A 23,174-nucleotide genomic window follows, 5' to 3' on the forward strand; every position below is an offset into this window, starting at 1 on the left:
CCACGCGGACCGACCGCCCCCCGCCGCCCGCCTCGTCCGCCCGCCGGGCCCTCGGCTCCGCCACCGCCCGCCGCGTCCTGAGCCTGCTGCCGCTCCTGCTGCTCGGCATCTGGGCGGCGATCGACTGGAACGCCGTCCGCGACGGTGCCGCCCGTCTCGCCACCGCCGACCCCTGGTGGCTGCTGGCCGGACTCGTCTTCACCTGCCTGGGCTGGGTCGCCGCCGCCTGCGTCCGCCAGGGCGCGATCCCCGACCGGCTGCCCAAGGGCCTGCTGCTCGCCTCCCAGATCGCCGCGGGTGCCGCGAACCACCTGCTCCCGGCGAGCATCGGCGCGCACGCGGTCACCGTCCGCTTCCTGCTGCGCCAGGGCGTCGCGCTCCCCCGAGCGACCACCTCGATCGCCCTGTACTCCCTGGTCAGAGCCCTGGCGAAGACCCCGCTGCTCCTGCTCTTCGTGCTGGCCGCGCCCACGGCCGTACCGCCCGTCACGGTCCTCCCGGACGGGCGGACCCTGATGCTGGCCGTCGTGGGCATCCTGCTCGCGCCCGCGGCGACCGCGGTCGTCCTGACGCTGGTACGCCCCCTGCGCCGCCCGGCGCTGGACTTCGTCCGTACGGCCCTCACCGACGCCCGGCATCTGCACACCCGGCCCGGCCGCTTCCTCCCGCTGTGGGGAGGAGCGATGGCGGCGCCGCTGCTGCAGGCCTGCGTGGTCGCCTCGGTGGGCACCTCGCTGGGCGTCCCGCTGTCCTGGCCGCAGCTGGTCTTCGCGTTCCTGGCCGCCAGCACCGCCGCGGGCGCGGTCCCGGCCCCCGGCGGCATCGGCCCGATCGACGCGGCCCTGGTCCTCACCCTGGCCGGCTACGGCACCCCCCTCGCCCTCGCCACGGCCACCGTCATCGGCTACCGCGTCCTGACGGTCTGGCTCCCCCTGCTGCCGGGGATGCTGGTGCTGTCGGCGCTGGTCCAGCGGAAGGTGCTGTGAGGGGCCGGGCGGGGGCCTCCGGTGCGGTCAGCCCTCGGTCGGCGTCAGCCGCAGCGAGATGCTGTTGATGCAGTACCGCTGGTCGGTGGGGGTGGCATAGCCCTCCCCCTCGAACACATGGCCGAGGTGCGAGCCGCAGCGCGCGCAACGCACCTCGGTCCGCACCATGCCGTGCGAGCGGTCGTCGATCAGTTCCACCGCGTCGGTGTCCTTCGGGTCGAAGAAGGACGGCCACCCGCAGTGGGACTCGAACTTGGTGTCGGAGGTGAAGAGTTCGGCGCCGCAGGCCCGGCAGGAGTAGACGCCGGTCGTCTTGGTGTCGGTGTACTCACCGACGAACGCGGGCTCGGTCCCGGCCTGGCGCAGCACGGCGTACTCGGCCGGAGACAGCTCCGCCCGCCACTGCTCGTCGGGCTTCTCGACGTCGTACGACATGGTGGCCAACCCCTCTACTTCTGTGCGAGACGGTCCAGGATGCGCGGGCCCAGGTCCGTCACGTCACCCGCGCCCATGGTGAGAACGAGATCACCGGGGCCGGCCATTCCCGCGATCACCGACGGCACCTCGTCCTTGTCGTGCACCGGCGTCACCGCGGCGCCCGCGGCCCGCGCCGCCTCGATGATCAGCTCACTGGTCACGCCCGGGATCGGGTCCTCGCGGGCCGGGTAGATGTCGAGGACCACGGAGCCGTCCGCCAGCGCCAGCGACTGGCCCATCTCCTTGCCCAGCTCCTGGGTCCGGGAGAACAGGTGCGGCTGGAAGACGACGAGGATGCGGGCGTCGCCGGCGGCGGCGCGCATCGCCTCCAGGTCGGCCGTCATCTCCGTCGGGTGGTGCGCGTAGGAGTCGATCACCTGCACACCGGCCGCCTCGCCCTTGAGCTGGAGACGGCGCTTGACGCCGGTGTAGGCGGCGAGCGCGGGCGCCAGCTCGGCGGCGGGAACCCCGAGGGAGACGCCGGCCACCAGCGCGGCGACGGCGTTGAGGGCGTAGTGGCGGCCGGGCACGGAGACCCCGAAGGTCAGCTCCCGTCCGTCCAGCAGGACGCTGACCTCGCTCCTCAGCCCCTGCGCCACGACCGACAGCACGCGTACGTCGGCGTCCTCGGCCTCGCCGTACGTCACCACCCGCACGCCCTCGACCCGCCGGGTCAGCTCCCGCGCGCCCTCCTGGTCGGCGGAGATCACCAGCGTGCCGCCGGGCACGATCTTCTCGGCGAACGTCTCGAAGGACTCGTAGATCTCGTCCATCGACGCGTAGTTGGCGTGGTGGTCCAGCTCCACGTTGAGGACGATCGCGACCTCGGGGGCGTACTTGTGGAAGCTGCGGTCCGACTCGTCGGCCTCGGCGACGAAGATCTCGCCGTCGCCGTGCAGCGCGTTGGAACCGGGCTCGTCCAGGTCGCCGCCGATGGCGTACGAGGGGTTCAGGCCCAGCGCGGACAGGGAGACCGCCAGCATGGAGGTCGTGGTGGTCTTGCCGTGCGTGCCGGCGACGGCGATCGGCCGCAGGCCGTCCATCAGCCGGGCGAGGGCGTCCGAGCGGTGGACCACCGGGATGCCCAGTTCGGCGGCGCGGGCCAGCTCCGGGTTGTCCGCGCGGATCGCCGACGACACGACCACGCAGCTCGCGTCGTCGGCCAGGTGCTCGGCGGCGTGCCCGATGTGCACGGTCGCGCCCAGCGCCCGCAGCGCCTCGGCGGTCGCCGACTCCCTGGCGTCGCTGCCGGCCACCTCGGCCCCGCGCTGGGCCAGGATCTTGGCGATCCCGGACATCCCGGCCCCGCCGATGCCGATGAAGTGCGGTCGGTCCATGGCGGAAGGAAGGCCGGGTGCCATGCGTGTCTCTCCCAGGTGCGGTACGACGGTGACGCCCCCACCCTATTGCGCACACCACCCCTGTCCGACGGAGGGGCGCGGCCACCGCCACGAACAGCCCCCACCTCCCGGCGCCCCACCCCCAAGACCCACCGCAGCCCACCCAGGGGAGGAAAGTGCCCGACCGGCCACGAACCACCGCCGGCCGGCCACTCACCCCGCGGCCCGCGCCACTCGCCCCTCGCCCCTCGGCGCAGAGCTCCCGTCGAACCGACGGCGGTTACACCTTGCTGTGCGAGAAGAGTTTCAGCACCGGCACCCCCACCTTGTGCCGGGCGCGCGACGCCCAGTCCCGGTGGAAGAACTCCTCCACGTAGTGCGGGTCGGTCAGGACGATCACCTCGTCCGCCCCGGTCTCCTCGACGAGTGCCTTGAGCGCGTCCAGCGGGTGGTCCTCCACCAGCCGTCCCACCGCCTCGCTGCCGGCGGCGTGCAGCGCCTGCAGGGACACGTCCAGGGCCCGGACCCCGAATCCCTTGGCCTCGTCGCCCTCGGGCGTCTCGTGCTCCTTCGCCGCCTCGTCCAGCTCGCCGAGCGCGACGTCGTCGATGGCCCGCAGCAAGCGGTCCGCCTGATCGCCGCGAGGCTGGAGCAGGACGTGGAAGGAGACCGGCTCGTCACCGTGCAAAGTGGTGACGAACTCAACGTCGGCGGACGTCAGGGCCTTCTCGATCATCAAAACGCTTGTGAACACCAGCGCCTCATTCTCCTTCGAGGACCCCCGTGGCCCTCAGTCCTCCGTGGGCCGTCAAGGCCTGCGGAAACCATCCTTCCCCGTGCTCGCACGGGGTCTGCGTGTCCTATGTCTGCCCACCCGAAGCCAACCGGAACGGAAGATTCCGCCGAATTCGGCTTCTTGGTGTTGACCCCGCCTTCCCCCGGCCGCGCCCGGTCACACCCCCTTCCACCCCCCTTCCACCTGGCACGTCAGACCCGCGCGTACCGGCTGTAGAGGAACCCGTCCTCCTCCAGGAGAGACACCAGTGCGAACCGTCGCGGAACCGCGATCGCCGGTCCGCCCGCGATGCGCTGCGCCCCGCCCGCCGTGAGCATCGGGGAGACGGTCAGACACAGCTCGTCGAGCACCCCTGCGGCCACCAGTTGCCCGAGCAGCCGGGGCCCGCCCTCGGTGAGCAGCCGGGTGTGCCCGAGGTCGGCGAGGGCCCGGACGGCCCGTGCGGGGTCGACACCCACGCCGTCACCGGCGGTCACTACGCGGGCGCCCGACCTCTCGGCCGCCGCGACCCGGTCGGGGGCGGCCGCCGCGCCGGTCAGGATCAGCGTGGGGACGAGCGGAGAGGTGAAGAGGGGCAGCGAGAAGTCCAGGTCCAGGCTTGCGCTGACGATCGCGATCGCGGGGGCGGCACCCTGCCCGGCCGCCTCCCGACGCCGCGCGAACTCCGCACGCGCGCGTGCCGGACGGTACTGCTCCTGGCGTACCGTTTCGGCACCGACGATCACCACATCGGCGAGCGCCCGCAGCGTGCCGAAGACACGCATGTCGGTCGCGTTGGAGATGGGTTGGGAGCGTCCGTCGTGCTGGGCGGCCCCGTCGAGGGTGGAGACCATGTTGGCGCGCAGCCAGGGCACGGGCTCGCCGGGCCGGGGCTCCGGATAGGCGTAGGCGTCGGCGATCTCGTCGAGGCTCCACTCGCGCCCGTCGGGGCCGCGCTCGTGCCCGTCGGGGCCGCCCTCACGGGCCCCGGGCGCCGCACCCCCCTCGCCCGCGGGGCCGGTCACCGTCTCGTGGGTCACCGTCTCGCGGGTCTGTCTCTCGCGGGTCACCGTCTGGTCGGTCACTGTCTGGTCGGTCACAGGGAACAGCCGTCGCATGCCTGGCAGTCTGGCACGGCGCTTACCATGGGGAACCGTGTCGTCCTCCCAGCCCGTCCCCGGCCCCGAACCGATAGCCGACGCGGCCCCCGTGTCCCTCTGCGCCCGTGAGCCGCGTGTCCCCGCGGACCGGCTGGTCGCGGAGATGGTGCCGCCGCCCCGGTTCGACTCGGTGCGCTTCAGCACGTACATCCCGGATCCGAACCAGCCCAGCCAGGTCCGGGCGGTGGGGGTCCTGGAGGAGTTCGCCGCGGGGCTCGGCGGGGCGCACGCCGTCGGTAGCGCCAAACGGGGGTTCCTCGGCTTCGGCCGGGCGAAGGCGCCGAAGCTCCCGGCCGGCCCGCGCGGCGTCTACCTGGACGGCGGGTACGGCGTCGGCAAGACCCACCTCCTGGCCTCCCTCTGGCACGCCACCCCGGCCGAGCCCGCGCTCAAGGCGTTCGGCACCTTCGTCGAGCTGACGAACCTGGTGGGCGCCCTCGGCTTCCAGCAGACGGTGCGGACCCTCTCCGGGCACCGGCTGCTGTGCATCGACGAGTTCGAGCTGGACGACCCCGGCGACACCGTCCTGGTCTCGACGCTGCTGGGCAAGCTGGTCGAGGCGGGCGTCGCGCTCGCGGCCACCTCCAACACCCTGCCGGGCAAGCTCGGCGAGGGCCGATTCGCGTCGGCCGACTTCCTGCGCGAGATCCAGGGCCTGTCCGCCCACTTCCGCGCCCTGCGCATCGACGGCGAGGACTACCGCCACCGCGGCCTGCCCGAGGCGCCGGCGCCGTACTCCGAGGAACAGGTCACGAAGGCGGCGTACGCCACCGAGGGCTCCTCGCTCGACGACTTCCCGCACCTCCTCGACCACCTCTCCCGGGTCCACCCCAGCCGCTACGGCGCGCTGACCGATGGCCTGAAAGCGGTCTGCCTGACCGACGTACAGCCGATTCCCGATCAGTCGACGGCCCTGCGTCTGGTCGTCCTCGCCGACCGGCTCTACGACCGTGAGGTCCCGGTGCTGGCCTCCGGGCTGCCGTTCGACCGCCTGTTCAGCGAGGAGATGCTGAACGGCGGCTACCGCAAGAAGTACTTCCGGGCCATCTCCCGCCTCACGGCGCTGGCCCGCGACGCCAAGGGCCTCGTCGAGCCCGTCTGAGCGTCTTTCCACCGCCGTGAGGGATCGGTTCTCGCCACTCGACCCTCAGTTTTGAGGCGCACTTACTCTCGAAACGCCACGTTAACCCTGCAAACAACTTCGCAGGGTTAACGTGTTTCTTGACCAGTGGTTGACCAACCCTTGGTCTGGACTATAGGCGTGGGATGCCGGGAGGGGGCGCATGTTCCGAGGTAAGACGGCCCGGACCGTGGTGTCACTCCTCGCCGCCGTCCTGCTCACCCTCCCGTTCTTCGCACTATCGTCTCCCTTCGCACAAGCGCACACGGCCCGTCATGCCGAGGCCAAGGCCCAGCCCGGGATCAAGCCCGCCGCCCAACCCGCGCGCGACGCGATCCTCACCGCCCGCCCCTGCGGCCGGTCCGAGAAGCCCTTCGACCCCCTGGGCACCCGCGACCGGCACCGCACCACCGTGACGGCCGACCCGGCGCCCCAGCAGCCCGAGCGCGACCGGTCGGCCCAGTACGCTTCGGCCGGGCACCACCCCGCCCGCCCGGCGACCACCACCGGCACTGGTCGAGATCCTCGACGGCCCACTCTCCGGCGGCACTTCAGGTCTTCCGCTGCTGAGAGCGGCGCAGCGCAGCCGTCCCCCACCTGTCCTGCCCGTCCGACGCGCCCCCACGGCGCGCCAGGAGGAATCACCACGCATGCAGCCCCTCATCGACAACGCCCGTACGTTCGGACAGCGCCCTGAGGAGTTCGCCAAGCTCGCAGAAGGCCAGTCCCCCGAGGTCCTCTTCATCACCTGCTCCGACTCACGGGTGGTCCCCGCCCTGATCACCGGAGCCCGCCCCGGCCAGCTGTTCGAGCTGCGCACCGCGGGCAACATCGTTCCCCCCTACGTGTCCCCGTCCCCGACCGGCGAGGCCGCCACCATCGAGTACGCGGTGGAGGTGCTCGGCGTCCAGGACATCGTCGTCTGCGGCCACTCGCACTGCGGTGCCGTCGGCGCGCTCGTGCGCGGCGACGACCTCGACTCCGTCCCCGCCGTGCGCGCCTGGCTCGCGCACGCCGCCGAGGAACCCGCCGCCGCCGACCCCGGCGACCCCACCGTCGCGCAGGCCGTGCAGCACCACGTCCTCGCCCAACTGCTGCGGCTGCGCTCCTACCCCTGCGTGGAGAAGCGGCTGACGGACGGCCGACTGCGGGTGCGCGGCTGGTACTACGAGGTGCACACCGGTGCCGTGCGCGAACACCGCGTCGACACCGACTCCTTCGAGGCCCTGTGAGGACCCCGATGACCAGGTTCCCCCACCTCAAACAGGACTTCGCCGCTTCCCTCGTCGTCTTCCTGGTCGCGCTGCCGCTGTGCGTCGGCGTGGCCGTCGCTTCCGGTGTGCCGGCCGAACTGGGGCTCGTCACCGGCATAGTCGGCGGCATCGTCACCGGACTCATGCGCGGCAGCAGCCTCCAGGTGTCCGGCCCGGCGGCCGGTATGACCGTGCTGGTCTTCGAAGCGGTGCAGGAGTTCGGGCTGCCCGCGCTCGGCGTGATCGTGCTCGCCACCGGCCTGCTCCAGATCGCGATGGGCGCGCTGAGACTGGGGCGCTACTTCCGGGCCATCTCCGTCTCCGTCGTCGAGGGCATGCTGGCCGGGATCGGCCTGGTGCTGATCGCCGGACAGCTGTACTCGCTGATCGGCGCCAAGGCACCCGATTCCGGCCTGGACAAGATCGCCGGGCTGCCGGAGGCCCTCGTGGACGCCTTCGGCAGCGGCGCCGCGCTCGCCTCGCTGGCCGTCGGCGTCGGCACCGTCGCCGTCCTCGTGCTGTGGAAGCGGGTGCCGGCGAGGGTGCGCACGGTGCCCGGCCCGCTCGCCGCGGTCGGTCTCGCCACGCTCGCCGCGCTGGTGCTGGACCTGCCCGTGGCCACCGTCGAGGTACAGGGTCTGCTCGGCTCCATCCAGCCACCGTCCCTGGGCGCCTTCGGCGAACTGGCGAACGTCGGCCTGCTCGGCACCATCGTGGCCTTCACGCTGATCGCGTCGGCCGAGTCGCTGTTCAGCGCGGCGGCGGTGGACCGGCTGCACGACGGCCCGCGCACCGAGTACGACAAGGAGCTGCTGGCGCAGGGCGCGGGCAACACCGTCTGCGGTGTGCTGGGCGCACTGCCGATGACCGCGGTGATCGTGCGCAGCGCCGCCAACGTCCAGGCGGGCGCCCGCACCAAGGCGTCCCGGGTGCTGCACGGCGTCTGGCTCCTGCTCTTCGCGGCGCTCCTGCCGAACGTGCTCGCCTACATACCCATACCGGCCCTCGCGGGCATCCTCGTGCACGCGGGAGCCAAGCTCGTCCCGGTCCGCTCGATCGTGTCGCTGTGGCGCGACCACCGCGGCGAGGCGCTGATCCTGGTCGTCACGGCCGTGTCGATCGTCGCGGTCAGCATGTTCGAGGGCGTCCTGATCGGCCTCGCGCTGGCGATCGTCAAGACGGCCTGGGAGGCCTCGCACATCAAGATGGAGATCGTCGACAAGGGCGCCGGACCCGTCCAGGCGTACCTGTCGGGCAACGCCACCTTCCTGCGGCTGCCGAAGATCCTGGACAGCCTGGAGTCCCTGCCGCAGGACCGCCCGGTCGAGCTGGACCTCTCCGGTCTGCACCACCTCGACCACGCCTGCCGGACCGCACTGGAGACCTGGGCCGAACGGCACAGCGACGCCGGCACGGAACCGGTACGGGTCACGACGGCCGCGTAGGACGTCGGCAAGTCCTTGGCGGGAGCCTCGCCGGAAACACCTCCGGCGGGGCTCCCGCCAAGGCGTTTCGGAAACCGCTGTCGGCAAGTCCTGCGGAAGGCCGCGGGCAGACGCTTCCAGCGACACTTCGGGAAACGCCTCCACACGCGGTTCCGGAGGCGTCTCGGCGCACACCTCCGGAAAAGGCCGCCGCCAAGGCTGCCGGAAGCCGCCGGGAAGGCCGCCGAAGCGCTTCCAGCAGGGGTTTCTCCAGCCCGCCGTCGGGTTCGGCACACAGCCGCGCACACCACGTGGCCCCGGATCCGACGGCGGCATATCTTTGCAGGAAAGGCGTTTCGGGCCTCTCGCGGAGGAGGTCGTCATGGTCGAGGAACTGCTGTCGGCGGCCGCGGCGGTCGGCGTCGCAGGATGTGCGTATGTGGTGGCGGCCGCGCGGGTGGTCAAGCAGTACGAGCGTGGGGTCGTCTTCCGGCTCGGCCGGGTCGCCGGCGAGGTGCGCAGGCCCGGCTTCACCATGGTGGTCCCCGGCATCGACCGGATGCGCAAGGTCAACCTCCAGATCGTGACGATGCCCGTGCCCGCGCAGGAGGGCATCACCCGCGACAACGTGACCGTGCGGGTCGACGCGGTGGTCTACTTCCGGGTCGTGGACCCGGCGGCGGCGATCGTCAACGTGGAGGACTACCGCTTCGCCGTCTCACAGATGGCGCAGACCTCGCTGCGGTCGATCATCGGCAAGAGCGAGCTGGACGACCTGCTGTCCGACCGGGAGAAGCTCAACCAGGGCCTGGAGCTGATGATCGACAGCCCGGCGGTGGGCTGGGGCGTGCAGATCGACCGGGTGGAGATCAAGGACGTGTCGCTGCCCGACACGATGAAGCGTTCGATGGCCCGTCAGGCGGAGGCCGACCGTGAGCGGCGGGCGCGGATCATCAACGCGGACGCGGAACTCCAGGCGTCGAAGAAGCTCGCCGAGGCGGCCCAGCAGATGGAGGGCACACCCTCCGCGCTCCAACTCCGGTTGCTCCAGACAGTGGTGGCGGTGGCCGCCGAGAAGAACTCCACCCTCGTACTGCCCTTCCCGGTGGAACTGCTGCGCTTCCTCGAACGCGCCCAGCAACAACCGCAGCTCCAGCAACAACAGCAACCTCAATCCCAACCGCAACAGCAGCCCTCGGCACCGCTCCCTCCACCCCCATCTCCCCCGCCTCCCCCGCCGATGGACCGGTGACACGAGCTACGCGCGTGGTTCCCGAGGCGGGCGCCGGGTGATAGACACGGCGGGGTCACCGTCCCTGTCCGCCAGCAGGAAGGTTTCCCCATGTCCGCGACCCGTCGTCAGATCCTCGCCCGCACCGGTGCCCTGGGAGCGGGCATCGCCTTCTCCGGGGCACTGTCCGAACTCTTCCCGGGCACGGCGACCGCCGCCCAGAACCTCGGACACGGCGGCTACGGCCCCCTCGTCCCCGACCCGCACGGTCTGCTCGATCTGCCGAAAGGTTTCCGCTACCGGGTCCTGTCCCGTGAGGGCGACCCACTGCGCTCCGGGGAGGGCCCCGTCCCCTCCAACCACGACGGCATGACGGCCCTGCCCGGCCGCCGCGGCCGCGTCCACCTGGTCCGCAACCACGAGAACCGGCACAACGCAGCGCTCCCCGTCCCCACCGTCGAGGGCCTGACCTACGACCCGGCCGGCAAGGGCGGCTGTACGGCCCTGACCCTGGACGCGGGCGACCGGGTGCTCGCCGAGCGGGTCGCGATCGCCGGTACGGCCGTCAACTGCGCGGGTGGGCCCACGCCGTGGCACACCTGGCTGACCTGCGAGGAGACCGAGGACAAGGCCGGCACCAACGGCTACACCAAGGACCACGGTTTCGTCTTCGAGGTGGACCCGTCCGACCCGCGCCGCACCGGGGCGGTCCCACTGACCGCCATGGGCCGCTTCCAGCACGAGGCGATCGCCGTCGACCCGCACCTGGGGGTCGTCTACGAGACGGAGGACGCCTTCCTCAAGCCCTTCGGCCTGTTCTACCGCTTCCTCCCGGAGAAGCCGCTGGGCGGTGTGGGCTCGCTGCGCGCGGGCGGCCGGCTCCAGGCGATGCGTGTGCCGGGCGTACCGGACCTGTCGTCGGTCCGGGACACGGGCGCGAGCTTCGACGGCGTCGAGTGGGTCGACGTACCCGACCCGCTGGCCGCCGGGACGCCCATCAGGCTCCAGGACTTCGGCCCGAAGGGCATCACGCACGCCCAGAAGCTGGAGGGCTGCTACTGGGGCGGGCGGTGCGTGTACTTCGTGTCGTCGTTCGCGCGCGGGGCGGAAGGCTCGGCTGCCGACCACTTCGGCCAGATCTGGCGGTACGACCCGGCCCGCCGTCGGCTGACCCTGGTGATCGTCTTCGGCCCGGAGACGGACGTACAGCTGCCGGGCGAGTCCCCGGACAACATCTGCCTCGCCCCCAGCGGCGGCCTGATGGTCTGCGAGGACGGCAACGGCGCCCAGCACGTCTACGGCGTGACGCGGGGCGGCGAGGTGTACGCGATGGCGCGCGGGCGGCAGAACATCGGTACGCCCGAGGAGCCGGAGTGGGGCGAGTTCGCCGGCGTCGCCTTCTCCCCCGACGGCCGGACGATGTATGTCAACTGCTACACGCCGGGAACGACGTTCGCGGTCACGGGCCCCTGGCGCCGCCAGGCCGGTGAACGGGCAGGTGACCGGGTCCGGTGACCCGGGCGGGTGACGCGGCCAGCGGAGGCGCGTGCATATCGTACGGATAAGATGCGTTCACCGCTCATAGCTTCGTACGTGATCCCTCCCGTACGCCGCCTTCGCCCGCCGTCTCGTGACCCCTCGCCCACCCGGCCCTCACCCGCCCAGGCCTCGCCCGCCGTGTCCCGGCCGCCCACGCTCCGCGCCGGGCCCGGCCGGCCAGGCCCCCGTCTTCGCGCACGCCCCCCGCACCCGTGACAAGACCGTCGCCCTCACCTTCGACGCCGACATGACCGCGGACCAGGGGGCGCGGGCGGCGGCCGGTGAGCGCTTCGACAATCCCGAACTGATCGCGTCCCTGCGGGCGTCGAAGGTGCCGGCGACCGTGTTCATGACGGGCCGGTGGGCCGAGGAGTACCCGGTCCAGGCCCGCGCCATCGGCCGGGACCCGCTCTTCGAGGTCGCCAATCACTCCTACAGCCACTACGCCTTCACCGACGACTGCTACGGCCTGCCGACGGTGGAGCCCGAGTCGATGCGGGCGGACGTGGAGCGGGCGTACGCGGCGTTCCGCAGGGCCGGTGTGCCGGACGCGATGCCGTACTTCCGTTTCCCCGGGGGCTGTTACGACGGGCAGGCGCTGCGCGCGGTGCGCGGCAGCGGTGTCACGGCGGTGCAGTGGGACGTGGTGAGCGGCGACGCCTTCGCCACCGACGCGGACGCGGTGGCCCGGCAGGTGCTGGAGGGCGTGCGGCCGGGGTCGGTGGTGGTCATGCACTGCACGCTCAGCGCCGCCCCGGTCACCGAGCGGGCGGTGCGCGTGATCGTGCCCGAGCTGCGCCGCCGGGGCTACCGGTTCGTCAAGGTGTCCGAGCTGATCGGCGCCGTGGAAGGCCGCCGCTGAGGCCCGCGCCGCTCTCGTACGCTGGAGTCATGAGCGACGACAACGACGACGCCTACTGTCTGATCGACGCGACCAGGCCGCCCAGGGCCGAGGGGCCGCCGTACGCGGAGTGCGTGCTGTGCCGGAAGCCGACGGAGTACCCGGAGTCGTACAAGGGGATCACGATGTGCCCGGTGTGCGAGTGGCAGGAGGCCCAGCGGACGGCCTGCTCGGGCTGATCGCCGGGAGGTGGGCGCACCGGCCGCCGGGGGCCGCGGGGCCCCGGCCGGACCGGCCGGTCCGTTCGGCGGTCCAGTACCCTGCGCCGAGTGAGTGAGAGCCCGTTCCAGACCGAGCCGCATCCGCGTGATGAGGCACCGCAGTTCGTCCTTCCCCTCGTCGTCCGGTTGGAGAAGGCCGATCCTCCCGGCCGTACCGACGCGCTCGAGACCGCCGCTCGGGCCGTGCTGGTGCTGCTGAGCGACGAGCGGGCCCTCGGGGACGGCGAGTGGGCGCAGACCGTGCGCGACTGGCAGGACGCCCGGATCCGCAAGGTCGTACGGCGGGCCCGCGGGGCCGAGTGGCGGCGGGCCGGGGAGCTGCCCGGGATCACCGTGACCGGGAAGGCGGCGGAGGTGCGGGTGTTCGCGCCGGTGCCGTTGGACGGGTGGCCGAAGGAGCTGGCGAAGCTCCAGGTGTCGGGGACCGATCTCGACGACCCCGAGGAGCCGCCGGCGGCCGATCCGGGTGTACCGGTGCTGTGGATGAGCCCCGAGGTGGAGATGTCGGCGGGCAAGGCCATGGCGCAGGCCGGGCACGGCGCGCAGCTCGCCTGGTGGGAGCTGTCCGACGAGGAGCGGTCGGCGTGGCGGGAGGCGGGCTTCCCGCTGGCCGTGCGCACCGCGCGGCCCGAGCGCTGGCGCGAGCTGACCACGAGCGGGCTGCCGCTGGTGCGGGACGCGGGGTTCACCGAGATCGCGCCGGGCAGCTGCACGGTGGTCGCGGAGCACCCGGCGCTGCGCTCTCGGTGAGGCCTCGGGGAGGTGACCGGGTCTCCGGTCACCTCCGCAGGATCGTCAGGCCGGCCGGACGGAGGCCTTCGTCGCCGGGGTGGCGAGCGGGGCCGGGGTCTCGGCGGCGTGCGGGTAGGCGGCCGCCCGGTTCTGGAAGGACAGGATCTTCGGGTTCATGACGACGCCGTCGCGGATCTCGATGGCCTTGCCGACCGTGGCGTCGGCCTCCCACGCCGCGGGGCCGCTCATGACCTTGCGCAGGTAGGGCAGGAGTGCCTCGCTGATCTCCCAGGTGGCCGAGTTCCACAGGTGGGACGGGCTGTGATCCACCGCGTAGTAGTGGCAGTCCTGCCCGACGGTGAGCATCGGGTCGCCGAAGGTCGTCGCCGGGCCCATTCGAAGCCCATGCCCTCGTCGCAGGCGACGTCGACGAAGAAGGTCCCCGGCCGGAACAGGGCCAGTTCCTCCTCGGTGACGAAGGTCAGCGGCGCGTCGGTGTCCTGGAGGACACAGTTGACGATGATGTCGAACCCGGCCAGGTACTCCGCCAGCGGCACGGAACCGGCCGCGGTGAACGCCCGCAGGCGCGACGGATCGCCTTCCTCCTCCTCGAAGTGGCCCATCACGACCGACGGCATCGGCGACGCCACCGCCGCCGCGGCCCGCTGGGTGAGCACCGTGACGTCCGAGACGCCCATGGCGCCCAGGCCCGTGACCGCTCCGCGCGCCGTCGCGCCGAAGCTGATGACCACGGCCCGCAGGCGGCGCCCGTAGCTGCCGGTCACCCCGCCGAGCTGGAGGGCGTGCAGCACCGAGCAGTAGCCGGCCAGCTCGTTGTTCTTGTGGAACACATGGACGCTGAAGGCGCCGGTGGAGGTCCAGTGGTTCATGGCCTCCCAGGCGATCAGGGTCAGCCGTCGGTCGATGGCGAGCTGGGTCATCTTCTCGTCCTGCACGCAGTGCGGCCATCCCCACAGCACCTGGCCCTCGCGCAGCTCCGCGACGTCCTCGTGCATGGGTTTGGGCAGCAGCATCACGTCGCACTCGGCGACGAGTTGCTCGCGGGAGCGCAGTCCGGCCACGAGCGGCAGCAGGGCGTCGTCGGCGACGCCGAACCGTTCGCCGTACCCCTGTTCGAGGAAGATCCTCTCGCGTACGTCGGGGGCGATCCGGTGGAGGTGAGCGGGGTGCAGGGGCAGCCGGAACTCGTTCTCCTTGCGGGAGGAGGCGAGTACTCCGAGGCTCAACAGGCTCATGCTCTTCCTCATCATGTGGTTCTTGTCGTGCGGTTCACGGCTGCCGGGTCTCCGGGTCAGGAAGGGTCACCGTCGTGCGGGTCACCGTCGTGCGGGGCGGGGCCCTGGTGCCTGCGTACCCGCTCGTCCAGCGGGAGGGGCGTCTCGTCGAGGCCGTCGACCGACCCGCCCGCCATGCGTGCGCACGTCCCCCGGCAGGCGAGCAGCTGCCTGTCGTCGCGGTGGGACACCACCACCGCCTCCGGGGCCGACGCGTCGCGGTAGTCGGTGGCGCAGATCAGGCACGCCAGTCCGGAGAGCGTCTCGGCGGTCGGTTCGGGACGGCCGCGTCGGTGACCGGAGATCGATTCCTGTGAATACATGCTCCCTGCATCCTTTTGATCGGTTCGGAACGTGCAGGAGGCGCGGCGCCGGAATGCCTCTCGAACGCCCCGGAAACTGAGGAAATCCGTTACCGCGGGGCGCGGGAACGGCATGGGGAGAACAGCGCGTCAGAACAGGCCAGGCAGCATCGTGCGGCTCTTTCCGGCCGGACGCGGGGGCTCCGGCCTTGCCGTTCCCCGAGGGCGACGCCGCCGTGGATGAACGACACGCGAAGTGCGCTCAATGCTGCAACCGTACTCCCTCCGGGCCTCCGGCCGCCCTGTGCGACCGCCCGCCGGGAGCCGCCGGGAACGTTCCCGGCACACCGGACGTTGAAGTGAGTGGTTGTGGTTGAAGTTTGCGACGTGGCAGCGCCTGCGGAGTTCTGACAGCGGGCGCTTCGCCGTTTCGGGGGTTTTCTTCGACGGCTGGCGACCGGCAGCCCGGGACCGCGCGAGTGCGCGTCCTCCCACCTACTCGCCATCTCGAAGGAGACCTCTCGTGGCTCGACGAACCGTGCGGTGGTTCATCCCGGACAAGGGTTCCGGCTTCCTCGCCGCCTCCGGCCAAGGCCCCGAGCGGCTGCGGGCCGACCAGGTCAGCGCCTTCTGAGGTTCCCCGTTCCGAGACAGGCCCCATGCCGAGGGCCGGCCTCGCGGCGCCTGCGAGCGGCGCCGTTCCCGGCGCCCCACCCGCACGCCGGAGACAGCGCTCGTGCACGCCGAAAGGAAACTCTGTGAACTCCGCGAACTCCGTTACCTCCGTGACAATCGCGACCGCTGCGACCGATGTGGACACCGACATCAGCCATCCGGGCGGTCCGGCGGGTCACCCCGAGATGACCAAACCCCCGCCCGTCGGCCGGGGCAGCGAATACGCCTCGCTGTCCCGCGAGGTGAAACAGAGGGGGCTGCTGAACCGGCGGCCCGGGTACTACTCGGTCAAGGTGGGGGCGAACCTGCTCCTGCTGGCCGTCGGCTGGACCGCGTTCGCCCTGATCGGGCAGTCGTGGTGGCAGCTGGTGACCGCCGCCTTCCTCGCGGTGATGTTCACCCAGACCGGGTTCATCGGGCATGACGCCGGACACCACCAGATCGCCACCTCCAAGCGCGTCAACACCCTGCTCGGCCACCTGCACGCCGACCTCCTGATCGGCCTCAGCTACGGCTGGTGGATCGCCAAGCACAACCGGCACCACGCCCACCCCAACCACGTCGACCGTGACCCCGACATCGCCGACGGCGCGATCGCCTTCACCCAGGACCAGGCCCGCGTCCGCCACGGAGCGTATGCCTGGCTGGCCCGTCGGCAGGCGTGGCTGTTCTTCCCGATGCTGCTCCTCGAAGGACTCGCCCTGCACGTGGCCGGCGTACGGGCGGTGTTCGAGCGCGGCGGCACCGCGACCTCGCGGCGGACCAGGCTGGTCGGGGCGGCACTGCTGACGGCGCATGTCGGCGGCTATCTCGCCGCCCTGTTCCTGGTCCTGTCCCCCGTCCAGGCCGTGTGCTTCCTCCTGGTGCACCAGGGACTGTTCGGGCTGTACATGGGATGCTCGTTCGCCCCCAACCACAAGGGCATGCCCATCTTCGGCAAGGACGACAGGATCGACTTCCTGCGTCGGCAGGTACTGACCTCACGCAACATCCGCGGCGGCCGGGTCACCGACTTCGCGCTCGGCGGGCTGAACTACCAGATCGAACACCACCTGTTCCCCTCCATGCCGCGCCCGAGCCTGCGCCATGCCCAGGAACTCGTGCGCACGTTCTGCGCCCGGCACGGCGTCGCCTACCACGAGACCGGGCTCGTCGACTCGTACGCCCAGGTCCTGCGACACCTCCACGCGGTCGGCGGCCCGCTGCGCCCCGAGCTGGAGTACTGATCGCCGGTCCGGCCCCTTCGGCGGCCCCCGTTTCCTCTGTTTCCTTCCCTTTCTGTGCCGTTTCTTTGAACCGGGCGGGCCGGCCGCGCGTACCTCCAGGCGCCGGGCGGGCCGTGCGGTGTGCGCGGCCGGAACCTCAAATGTTGCTCTGAAGGAGCACCGTCGGCGGTTCGGGCCCGGTCGGCGGGGTCATATCCCCGTCACCACGCAGGGGGGGCGGCGATGAAGGAGGGGACCATGACGCGGCTGGGTACGGGAATCGGCTGGCGTCCGGAGATCGCGGACGCCGTGGAACGCATGCCGGGCATCGACTGGGTCGAGGCCGTGGCCGAGAACATCTGCCCCGGTCACCTCCCCGAGTCCCTGGTGCGGCTGCGCGAACGCGGGGTCACCGTCGTCCCGCACGGCGTCTCGCTCGGCCTCGGCGGCGCCGACCGGCCCGACGAGGAGCGGCTGACCGCGCTCGCCGAGCGGGCCGAGGCACTGGGCTCGCCGCTGGTCACCGAGCACATCGCGTTCGTCCGGGCGGGCGGCCCGCTGACCGCCACCCCACGGCTGGAGGCCGGTCACCTGCTGCCCGTGCCGCGCACCCGGGACGCCCTGGACGTGCTGTGCGAGAACGTGCGCATCGCGCAGGAGTCGCTGCCCGTCCCGCTCGCCGTGGAGAACATCGCGGCGCTCCTCGCCTGGCCCGGTGAGGAGATGACGGAGGGGCAGTTCCTGTACGAGCTGGCCGACCGCACGGGCGTCCGGCTGCTCATCGACGTGGCCAACCTGCACACCAACCACGTCAACCGCGGCGAGGATCCCGCCAAGGCGCTCGCCGAGCTGCCCCTGGAGGCCATCGCGTACGTCCATGTCGCGGGCGGCCTCGAACGGGACGGTGTCTGGCACGACAGCCACGCGCACCCGGTGCCGCGCCCCGTCCTCGACATCCTGACCGACCTCACCTCCCGGGTCGCCCCGCCCGGCGTGCTGCTGGAGCGCGACGAGAACTTCCCGGAACCGGCCGAGCTGGAGCGGGAGTTGGACGCGATCGACAGGCGGTGGAGGCGGGGGCGCGGCAGCGGGACACGGAGCAGCGGGGGGCGCCCGCCCGGGAGACGGCGGGCGCGGGTGCCGACGGGGGGAGCGAGCCGTCGGCCGTCGCCGGTGACGCCACGCGGCAGCGGCTCGGGCTCGCCCAGGCCGCCCTGCTGTCCTCGCTGGTCGCCGGCACGCCCGTCCCGGAGGGCTTCGACCGGGTGCGGCTCGGCGTGCAGGCCCGCGCGCTGGCCGCGAAGCGGGCTGACGTGGTGGCCAAACTGGCCCCGGAGCTGCCGCTGATCCTCGGCACGGGCTACCGGGCCGCGTTCGTCGCGTACGCCCAGGGCCACCCGATGCGCGGCGGTTACCGGCAGGACGCCCTGGACTTCGCCGAGCGGCTGCTGCTCGGCGGGCAGTTGGCGGAGGGGCGGGCCCGGCGCGAGCTGCGGCGCTGGTGGCTGGACCGCTCGGGCCCGGCGCCGAGGCCGCTGTCCCGGCTGGGACGCGTGGGACAGGTGGGCCGGGCGCTGATCGGTCGCTGATCGGTCGCTGAGCGGGCACTGATCGGGCACTGATCGGGGCGTGCCCGCGGTGAACTGCGCGGTGAGCCATGGAGTCGTCCCGGCGTTCGAGTGTGCCGGGGTTAACACCGGGGTCGGCCACACCTCCTCGCCATCCGTTTTCCGGTGGTTTCCGCTCATATGGCATCCGCTCCGGCCCACCCATTCAACCCTGTATGCCTGAGATGCAACGCTTCGCCCGCGTACGGCAGTCGGCCCCGCCGCCGCAGTAATATGCCAACTCCGCACCCGAAGCACGAGCGTGCGGTGCCGTGAGCAGGAGGCACCATGCGACCCCGACCCCCGATCCAGGGCAGAGGCATCTTCAATGGCACCGGGCTCATCATCGCCGGCCTGGCGGTGACGCTCGTCGCGCTGATCGTCCCGGTCTGGTCGTACGAGGACCGGTCGGCCACCGGCGTCGACGTACTGAACGCGGAGACCGTGGCGACCCTGTACGGGCCGCTGTCCGGGCCCGACCGCGACTTCGTCACGAAGGTGCGGCTGGCCGGACTCTGGGAACTTCCGGCCGGCCGGCAGGCGCAGGCCAAGGGCACGACCGAGGCCGTACGGACGGCGGGGCGGCACCTCGTCGAGGGGCACGCCTTCCTGGACGAGCGGGTGCGCACGGTCGCCGCGCAGCTCGGGCTCGCGCTGCCGAACGAGCCCACCGACCAGCAGCAGGACTGGCTGAAGACGCTGGACGCGGCGCAGGGTGAGGACTTCGACCGTGAGTTCGCCAACATCCTGCGGCTGGCGCACGGCCGCGTGTTCTCCCTTGTCGCCCAGGTGCGGGCCGGCACGCAGAACGTGCTGGTCCGCGATCTCGCCGACGACGCCAACACCACCGTCCTGGACCACATCAAGGTCCTTGAGGCAACCGGTTACGTCGACTTCGCCGACCTGGCCCGGGACCTGGCGGCCGGCAGCACCCCGCCGGCCACCCGCTCCCCCGCCCCGCCGGGCCCCGTCGCCGACCCCGGCGCGGTCGTACCGCTCACGCCGTCACCGGACCCGGGTTACCCGCTCCCGCCGGCCGCGACCGGTCCGCCCACGGCCGACAGCCCCTGACGCCCAGCCGGACGAAGGCGAACGGAACGCCGCATACCCATGACGCCGGGTCCGGATAGTGAACAAGGCATGGCGTTCTCCTGCGTCTCCGGCGTAGAAACGCGGCATGTTCTGGGTCCTTCTCCTGCTGCCGGCCTGGGCCGTCGCCGGTGTCGCGTGCACCCGGCTGTGCCTGGCCGCCGTCCGTTCGGCGTCCGTCGACGCGGACGCGGGTCAGTGCCACGACCTGACCCTGTACGAGGCGGCGTTCCTGTCCGGCGGGCCCGGCCGGGTCGCCGAACTGACCCTGGTGTCCATGGCCCGGCAGCGGCGGCTGTTGCTCGCCCACACCGGCTGGGCGACGGTCGTGGACCCGCGCGGGCGCGACGAGATGGAACGGTCCGTCATAGGAGCCATCGGTCCCGAGGGACAGTCCAGGATCGCTCCGGTGCGGGCCGCCGCGGCGACCGCCGACGCGGTCCGCGGACTCGCCGACAACCTGGTCGGCGCCGGCCTCGCGGTGCCCGACGGCGCCCGTACGACCGTGGCGGCGGGCGTCCGACAGGTGCGCGGAGCGGCCCTGACCGTCTTCGTGCTGGGGGCGACGGCGCTGCTGATGCCGACCACCTCGGACCTGCCGCGCGTCCTCATGGCCGCCTGGTTCGGGCTGCCCCTCGCCCTCACCCTGAGCTGCCTGGCCCTCGCCCGCATCGAGCGCACCCGTACTCCCGCTGGGCCTCCCCGGCGGGACAACGCCTGCTGGCCGCCGTGGCCCGGCAGGCGCCCGCGGGTGACGACCGTACCTACCTGACCTCCATCGCCGTCCGCGGCATCCACGCGGCGGCCGAACCGGAACTACGCGCGGCGTTCGCCCACCGGGACAGGACATAGGCGCGGCACGGCGGGCCGTCGTCGCCACGACGCGCGGTGAGGCTCGTACGACGCAGGCTGACGCACCGTCGGCGGACGGCGGGCCCCACCCGACGGGACGACTGACGCACGGCGAGCCCCGGCCGGCACCGGCTGCCCCACGACCGACCGCGGCCGCGGCGGGAACGGCACCGGCGAGCACCGCGCCGAAACAGGCCGACGCCCCCACCACCTCGGCGGACCCTCGACCGAAGGGCAGCTGAACCTCACTGCGAACCCTCGACCGAAGGGCAGCTGACCCTCACGGTGGGCCCTCACCGGCACCGGCGCCGGTACCGGTACCGGTACCGCGACCGACCCGCGGCCGATCCCGGCCACCGTTCGACCGCCGCCTGCCGGCCCGGACCGGCGCGACCGGTGCGCCACGGTCCACGGCCGGTCCAACCCCCGAAAGCGACCGAGCCGACGCACGGCCAGGGCGCCGTAAGCCCACGATCGGCCGCGCCCGGCCGACCCACCCCCACGCACGCCGAACCCCGCCCGCCGCCGGCGGCGCGTCCGGGTATCCCGGGGGCGCACAGGGGGCATTGGCGCCGACACCCCTCGGTGGTGCTTGCCTTCATCAACAGGCGGACGAACCATCCCTTCTGTCGCTGCCGCGCTTCGAAGGGACACGCGATGAGAGCTGCCGTCCTCTACTCGGCCACGGGAGCCCTGCTCCTGACCACCCTCTCCGCCGTTCCCGCGGGCGGGACCCCGAACGCCGTGCCCGGTGTCGTGATCGCCGCCGAACGGGCAGCGGCGGAGGGGGTCGACTTCGGGGCCTGCACGGACGTACCGGACCTGCCGGGCAGTATGGAATGCGGCAAGGTCGGTGTGCCGCTGGACTACGCGCGGCCCAACGGCAGGCAGATCGAGCTGGCCGTCAGCCGGGTGCGGGCCACCCACCGCGACCCGCACAACAGCAAGCGCCGGGTGCCCCGGCAGGGCGCGCTGGTCTTCAACCCGGGCGGGCCGGGTGCCTCAGGCCTGTACTTCCCGCTGATCGGCATGATCCCGGAGTGGAAGCGCATCGGCGCCGCCTACGACCTGGTGGGCTACGACCCGCGCGGGGTCGGCCGCTCGGCCCCGCTGTCCTGCGAGGATCCGAAGACCTTCTTCAAGGGGCCCGCCCCGTCCCCGACGCACCCCTCGGAGACGTACAAGCGGGAGCGCGTCGCGCGGGCGAAGGCGTACGCGCGTGGCTGCGCGCAGCGGGCGGGCGACGCGCTGCGGCACTACCACTCGCTGAACAACGCCCGCGACCTGGACGTCCTGCGGGCCGCGCTCGGCGAGGAGCGGCTGACGTTCATGGGGGCGTCGTACGGCACCTACTTCGGGGCGCTGTACGCGACGCTGTTCCCCTCGCACGTGCGGCGGATGGTGTTCGACGCGGCGGTGAACCCGGACCCGGCGCAGATCTGGTACCGCAACAACCTCGACCAGTCGGCGGCGTTCGAGAGCCGCTGGGAGGACTTCCGGGAGTGGGTCGCGAGGCACGACCGGGTGTACCGGCTGGGCGGGACCTCGCAGGCGGTGCTGCGCAGCTACGAGCGGGCGCGGGCGAAGCTGGCCGCGGAGCCGGCCGGTGGGAAGGTGGGGCCCGCGCAGTTGCAGGGCACGTTCCTCCAGGCCGGGTACTACGACGACTACTGGCCGTCCCGCGCCGAGGCGCTGTCGGCGTATCTCGAGGGCGATCCCAAGCTGCTGATCGCGCTGGCCGCGCCGCCCCGGGAGGCCGCGGCGGAGGCGGAGAACGCGAACGCCGTCTACACGGCCGTGGAGTGCAACGACGGGCCGTGGCCGACGGACTTCCGGGTGTGGGACCGGGACAACACGCGGCTGGCGCGCGTGGCCCCGTTCGAGACCTGGGACAACGTGTGGGCGAACCTGCCGTGCGCCTACTGGCGGGCGCCCCGGCAGCAGCCCCTGGACGTGCGGACCGGTCCGGGTGAGCTGCGCCGACGCTGATCCTGGCGGCCGAACGGGACGCCGCCGCACCCTACGACGGCGCCCTGGAGATGCACCGGCGGCTGACGGGCTCGGTGCTGGTGACGGAGCGGGACGCCGGCACCCACGGCATCGCGGGCGGGCCGAACCGTTGCGTCAACGGCCACCTGGAGGCGTATCTGCTGGAAGGGCGGCTGCCGGCGCGGCGCGCGGCCTGCGCGCCGCACGCGGAGCCCCGGCCGGCCGACCGCGCCGGCAAGGCGGCGGCCGTCCGGCCGACGCGCTGATCAGGCGAGGCCCGCGACCAGTTCGGCGATGTCCTTGCGGCGGCCCGTGTAGAACGGGACCTCCTCGCGGACGTGCATACGCGCCTCGGAGGCGCGCAGGTGGCGCATGAGGTCGACGATGCGGTACAGCTCGTCGGCCTCGAAGGCGAGGATCCACTCGTAGTCGCCGAGGGAGAACGAGGCGACGGTGTTGGCGCGGACGTCCGGGTAGCCGCGGGCCATCTTGCCGTGGTCGGCGAGCATGCGGCGACGGTCCTCGTCGGGCAGCAGGTACCAGTCGTAGCTGCGCACGAAGGGGTAGACGCTGATGTAGTCGCGCGGCGTCTCGTCGGCGAGGAACGCCGGGACGTGCGAGCGGTTGAACTCGGCGGGGCGGTGCAGCGCCATGTTCGACCAGACCGGCTCCAGCGCGCGGCCCAGCCCGGTGCGGCGGAAGAGGTTGTAGGCCTCCTGGAGCTGGTCGCTGGTCTCGGCGTGCCACCAGATCATGAGGTCGGCGTCGGCGCGCAGACCGGACACGTCGTAGGTGCCGCGGACCGTCACGTCCTTGGCGGCGAGCTGGTCGAACAGCTCCTGGACCTCGTCGGCGTAGCCGGCGCGGTCCTCGGGGAGGGTGTCCTTCAGCTTGAAGACGGACCACAGCGTGTAGCGGATGACCTCGTTGAGGTCCTTGGCCAGCTTGCCCTTGTTCGGGATCCTGCCGGACTCGGTGGTGGGGGCGTCGTCACTCATGGG

General features: G+C 72.4%; 16 protein-coding genes and 5 pseudogenes. 14 read left to right on the forward strand and 7 right to left on the reverse strand.

What is annotated here, in order from left to right; genetic code table 11:
- Positions 1-986, forward strand: a 986-nt coding sequence (locus BM536_RS26780) for a lysylphosphatidylglycerol synthase transmembrane domain-containing protein (protein WP_425444682.1), incomplete at its 5' end; no start/stop codon positions are given.
- 27 nt (positions 987-1,013) lie between these two features.
- On the opposite strand, the gene msrB is transcribed toward BM536_RS26780, so the two are convergent.
- The 4 genes from msrB to BM536_RS26800 all read right to left on the reverse strand — a co-directional run bounded on the left by msrB (position 1,014) and on the right by BM536_RS26800 (position 4,696).
- Positions 1,014-1,421, reverse strand: coding sequence for a peptide-methionine (R)-S-oxide reductase MsrB (gene msrB, locus BM536_RS26785; RefSeq protein WP_073498542.1), 408 nt, complete (start codon positions 1,419-1,421; stop codon positions 1,014-1,016).
- Positions 1,422-1,435: 14 nt separating this feature from the next.
- The gene (gene murC / locus BM536_RS26790; protein ID WP_073498544.1) at positions 1,436-2,824 is read right to left on the reverse strand and encodes a UDP-N-acetylmuramate--L-alanine ligase; all 1,389 of its coding nucleotides are present in this window, start codon (positions 2,822-2,824) and stop codon (positions 1,436-1,438) included.
- A gap of 259 nt (positions 2,825-3,083) precedes the next feature.
- Complete coding sequence (locus BM536_RS26795; protein ID WP_211362952.1) at positions 3,084-3,557, reverse strand: indole-3-glycerol phosphate synthase; 474 nt, start codon at positions 3,555-3,557, stop codon at positions 3,084-3,086.
- Positions 3,558-3,790: 233 nt separating this feature from the next.
- On the reverse strand, positions 3,791-4,696 hold the full coding sequence (locus BM536_RS26800; protein WP_094103613.1) for a pyrimidine reductase family protein: 906 nt from the start codon (positions 4,694-4,696) through the stop codon (positions 3,791-3,793).
- On the opposite strand from BM536_RS26800, the gene zapE reads away from it, so the two are divergent.
- The 8 genes and pseudogenes from zapE to BM536_RS26845 all read left to right on the forward strand — a co-directional run bounded on the left by zapE (position 4,695) and on the right by BM536_RS26845 (position 13,177).
- The gene (zapE, locus tag BM536_RS26805) at positions 4,695-5,840 is read left to right on the forward strand and encodes a cell division protein ZapE (protein ID WP_073498548.1); all 1,146 of its coding nucleotides are present in this window, start codon (positions 4,695-4,697) and stop codon (positions 5,838-5,840) included. The two genes, BM536_RS26800 and zapE, sit on opposite strands and share 2 nt — an antisense overlap.
- A 668-nt stretch (positions 5,841-6,508) precedes the next feature.
- Entirely contained in the window at positions 6,509-7,090 is a 582-nt protein-coding gene (locus tag BM536_RS26815) for a carbonic anhydrase (RefSeq protein WP_094103615.1), read from the forward strand.
- Between the two features lie 8 nt (positions 7,091-7,098).
- Positions 7,099-8,556, forward strand: coding sequence for a SulP family inorganic anion transporter (locus tag BM536_RS26820; protein ID WP_073498552.1), 1,458 nt, complete (start codon positions 7,099-7,101; stop codon positions 8,554-8,556).
- A gap of 361 nt (positions 8,557-8,917) precedes the next feature.
- Positions 8,918-9,787: a slipin family protein gene (locus tag BM536_RS26825; protein WP_073498554.1), complete on the forward strand. Its 870-nt coding sequence runs from the start codon at positions 8,918-8,920 to the stop codon at positions 9,785-9,787.
- A 90-nt stretch (positions 9,788-9,877) separates the two neighbouring features.
- Positions 9,878-11,281 (forward strand): alkaline phosphatase PhoX, encoded by a 1,404-nt coding sequence (locus tag BM536_RS26830; protein ID WP_073498556.1) that lies wholly within the window; start codon positions 9,878-9,880, stop codon positions 11,279-11,281.
- Positions 11,282-11,332: 51 nt separating this feature from the next.
- A pseudogene (locus BM536_RS26835) lies at positions 11,333-12,167 on the forward strand (polysaccharide deacetylase family protein).
- 29 nt (positions 12,168-12,196) lie between these two features.
- The gene (locus tag BM536_RS26840; RefSeq protein WP_073493343.1) at positions 12,197-12,385 is read left to right on the forward strand and encodes a hypothetical protein; all 189 of its coding nucleotides are present in this window, start codon (positions 12,197-12,199) and stop codon (positions 12,383-12,385) included.
- A 90-nt stretch (positions 12,386-12,475) separates the two neighbouring features.
- A complete protein-coding gene (locus BM536_RS26845) occupies positions 12,476-13,177 on the forward strand; it encodes a peptidyl-tRNA hydrolase (RefSeq protein WP_245873781.1) in 702 nt (233 codons plus the stop codon).
- 45 nt (positions 13,178-13,222) lie between these two features.
- On the opposite strand, the pseudogene BM536_RS26850 reads toward BM536_RS26845, so the two are convergent.
- Positions 13,223-14,415, reverse strand: a pseudogene (locus BM536_RS26850) (N(5)-(carboxyethyl)ornithine synthase).
- Positions 14,416-14,471: 56 nt separating this feature from the next.
- Positions 14,472-14,777 carry a hypothetical protein gene (locus BM536_RS26855; protein ID WP_073493341.1) on the reverse strand — a complete coding sequence of 102 codons (306 nt, stop codon included), beginning with the start codon at positions 14,775-14,777 and terminating at the stop codon, positions 14,472-14,474.
- An 839-nt stretch (positions 14,778-15,616) separates the two neighbouring features.
- On the opposite strand from BM536_RS26855, the gene BM536_RS26860 reads away from it, so the two are divergent.
- From BM536_RS26860 to BM536_RS26880, 5 genes and pseudogenes are all read left to right on the forward strand, one after another.
- Positions 15,617-16,657, forward strand: a complete 1,041-nt coding sequence (locus BM536_RS26860; protein ID WP_073493352.1) for a fatty acid desaturase family protein — start codon at positions 15,617-15,619, stop codon at positions 16,655-16,657.
- A 237-nt stretch (positions 16,658-16,894) separates the two neighbouring features.
- Positions 16,895-18,225, forward strand: a pseudogene (locus BM536_RS26865) (MbnB/TglH/ChrH family RiPP precursor modification enzyme).
- 306 nt (positions 18,226-18,531) lie between these two features.
- On the forward strand, positions 18,532-19,314 hold the full coding sequence (locus BM536_RS26870) for a DUF4142 domain-containing protein (RefSeq protein ID WP_073493339.1): 783 nt from the start codon (positions 18,532-18,534) through the stop codon (positions 19,312-19,314).
- A 106-nt stretch (positions 19,315-19,420) separates the two neighbouring features.
- Positions 19,421-20,184: pseudogene (locus BM536_RS26875) on the forward strand (TIGR04222 domain-containing membrane protein).
- 657 nt (positions 20,185-20,841) lie between these two features.
- A pseudogene (locus tag BM536_RS26880) lies at positions 20,842-22,439 on the forward strand (alpha/beta hydrolase).
- On the opposite strand, the gene hemQ reads toward BM536_RS26880, so the two are convergent.
- Positions 22,440-23,171, reverse strand: a complete 732-nt coding sequence (gene hemQ / locus BM536_RS26885) for a hydrogen peroxide-dependent heme synthase (RefSeq protein WP_073493335.1) — start codon at positions 23,169-23,171, stop codon at positions 22,440-22,442.
- Between the last annotated feature and the right edge of the window lie 3 nt (positions 23,172-23,174).

The sequence above is a fragment of the Streptomyces phaeoluteigriseus genome (assembly GCF_001896135.2).
GTDB classification, from domain to species: domain Bacteria; phylum Actinomycetota; class Actinomycetes; order Streptomycetales; family Streptomycetaceae; genus Streptomyces; species Streptomyces phaeoluteigriseus.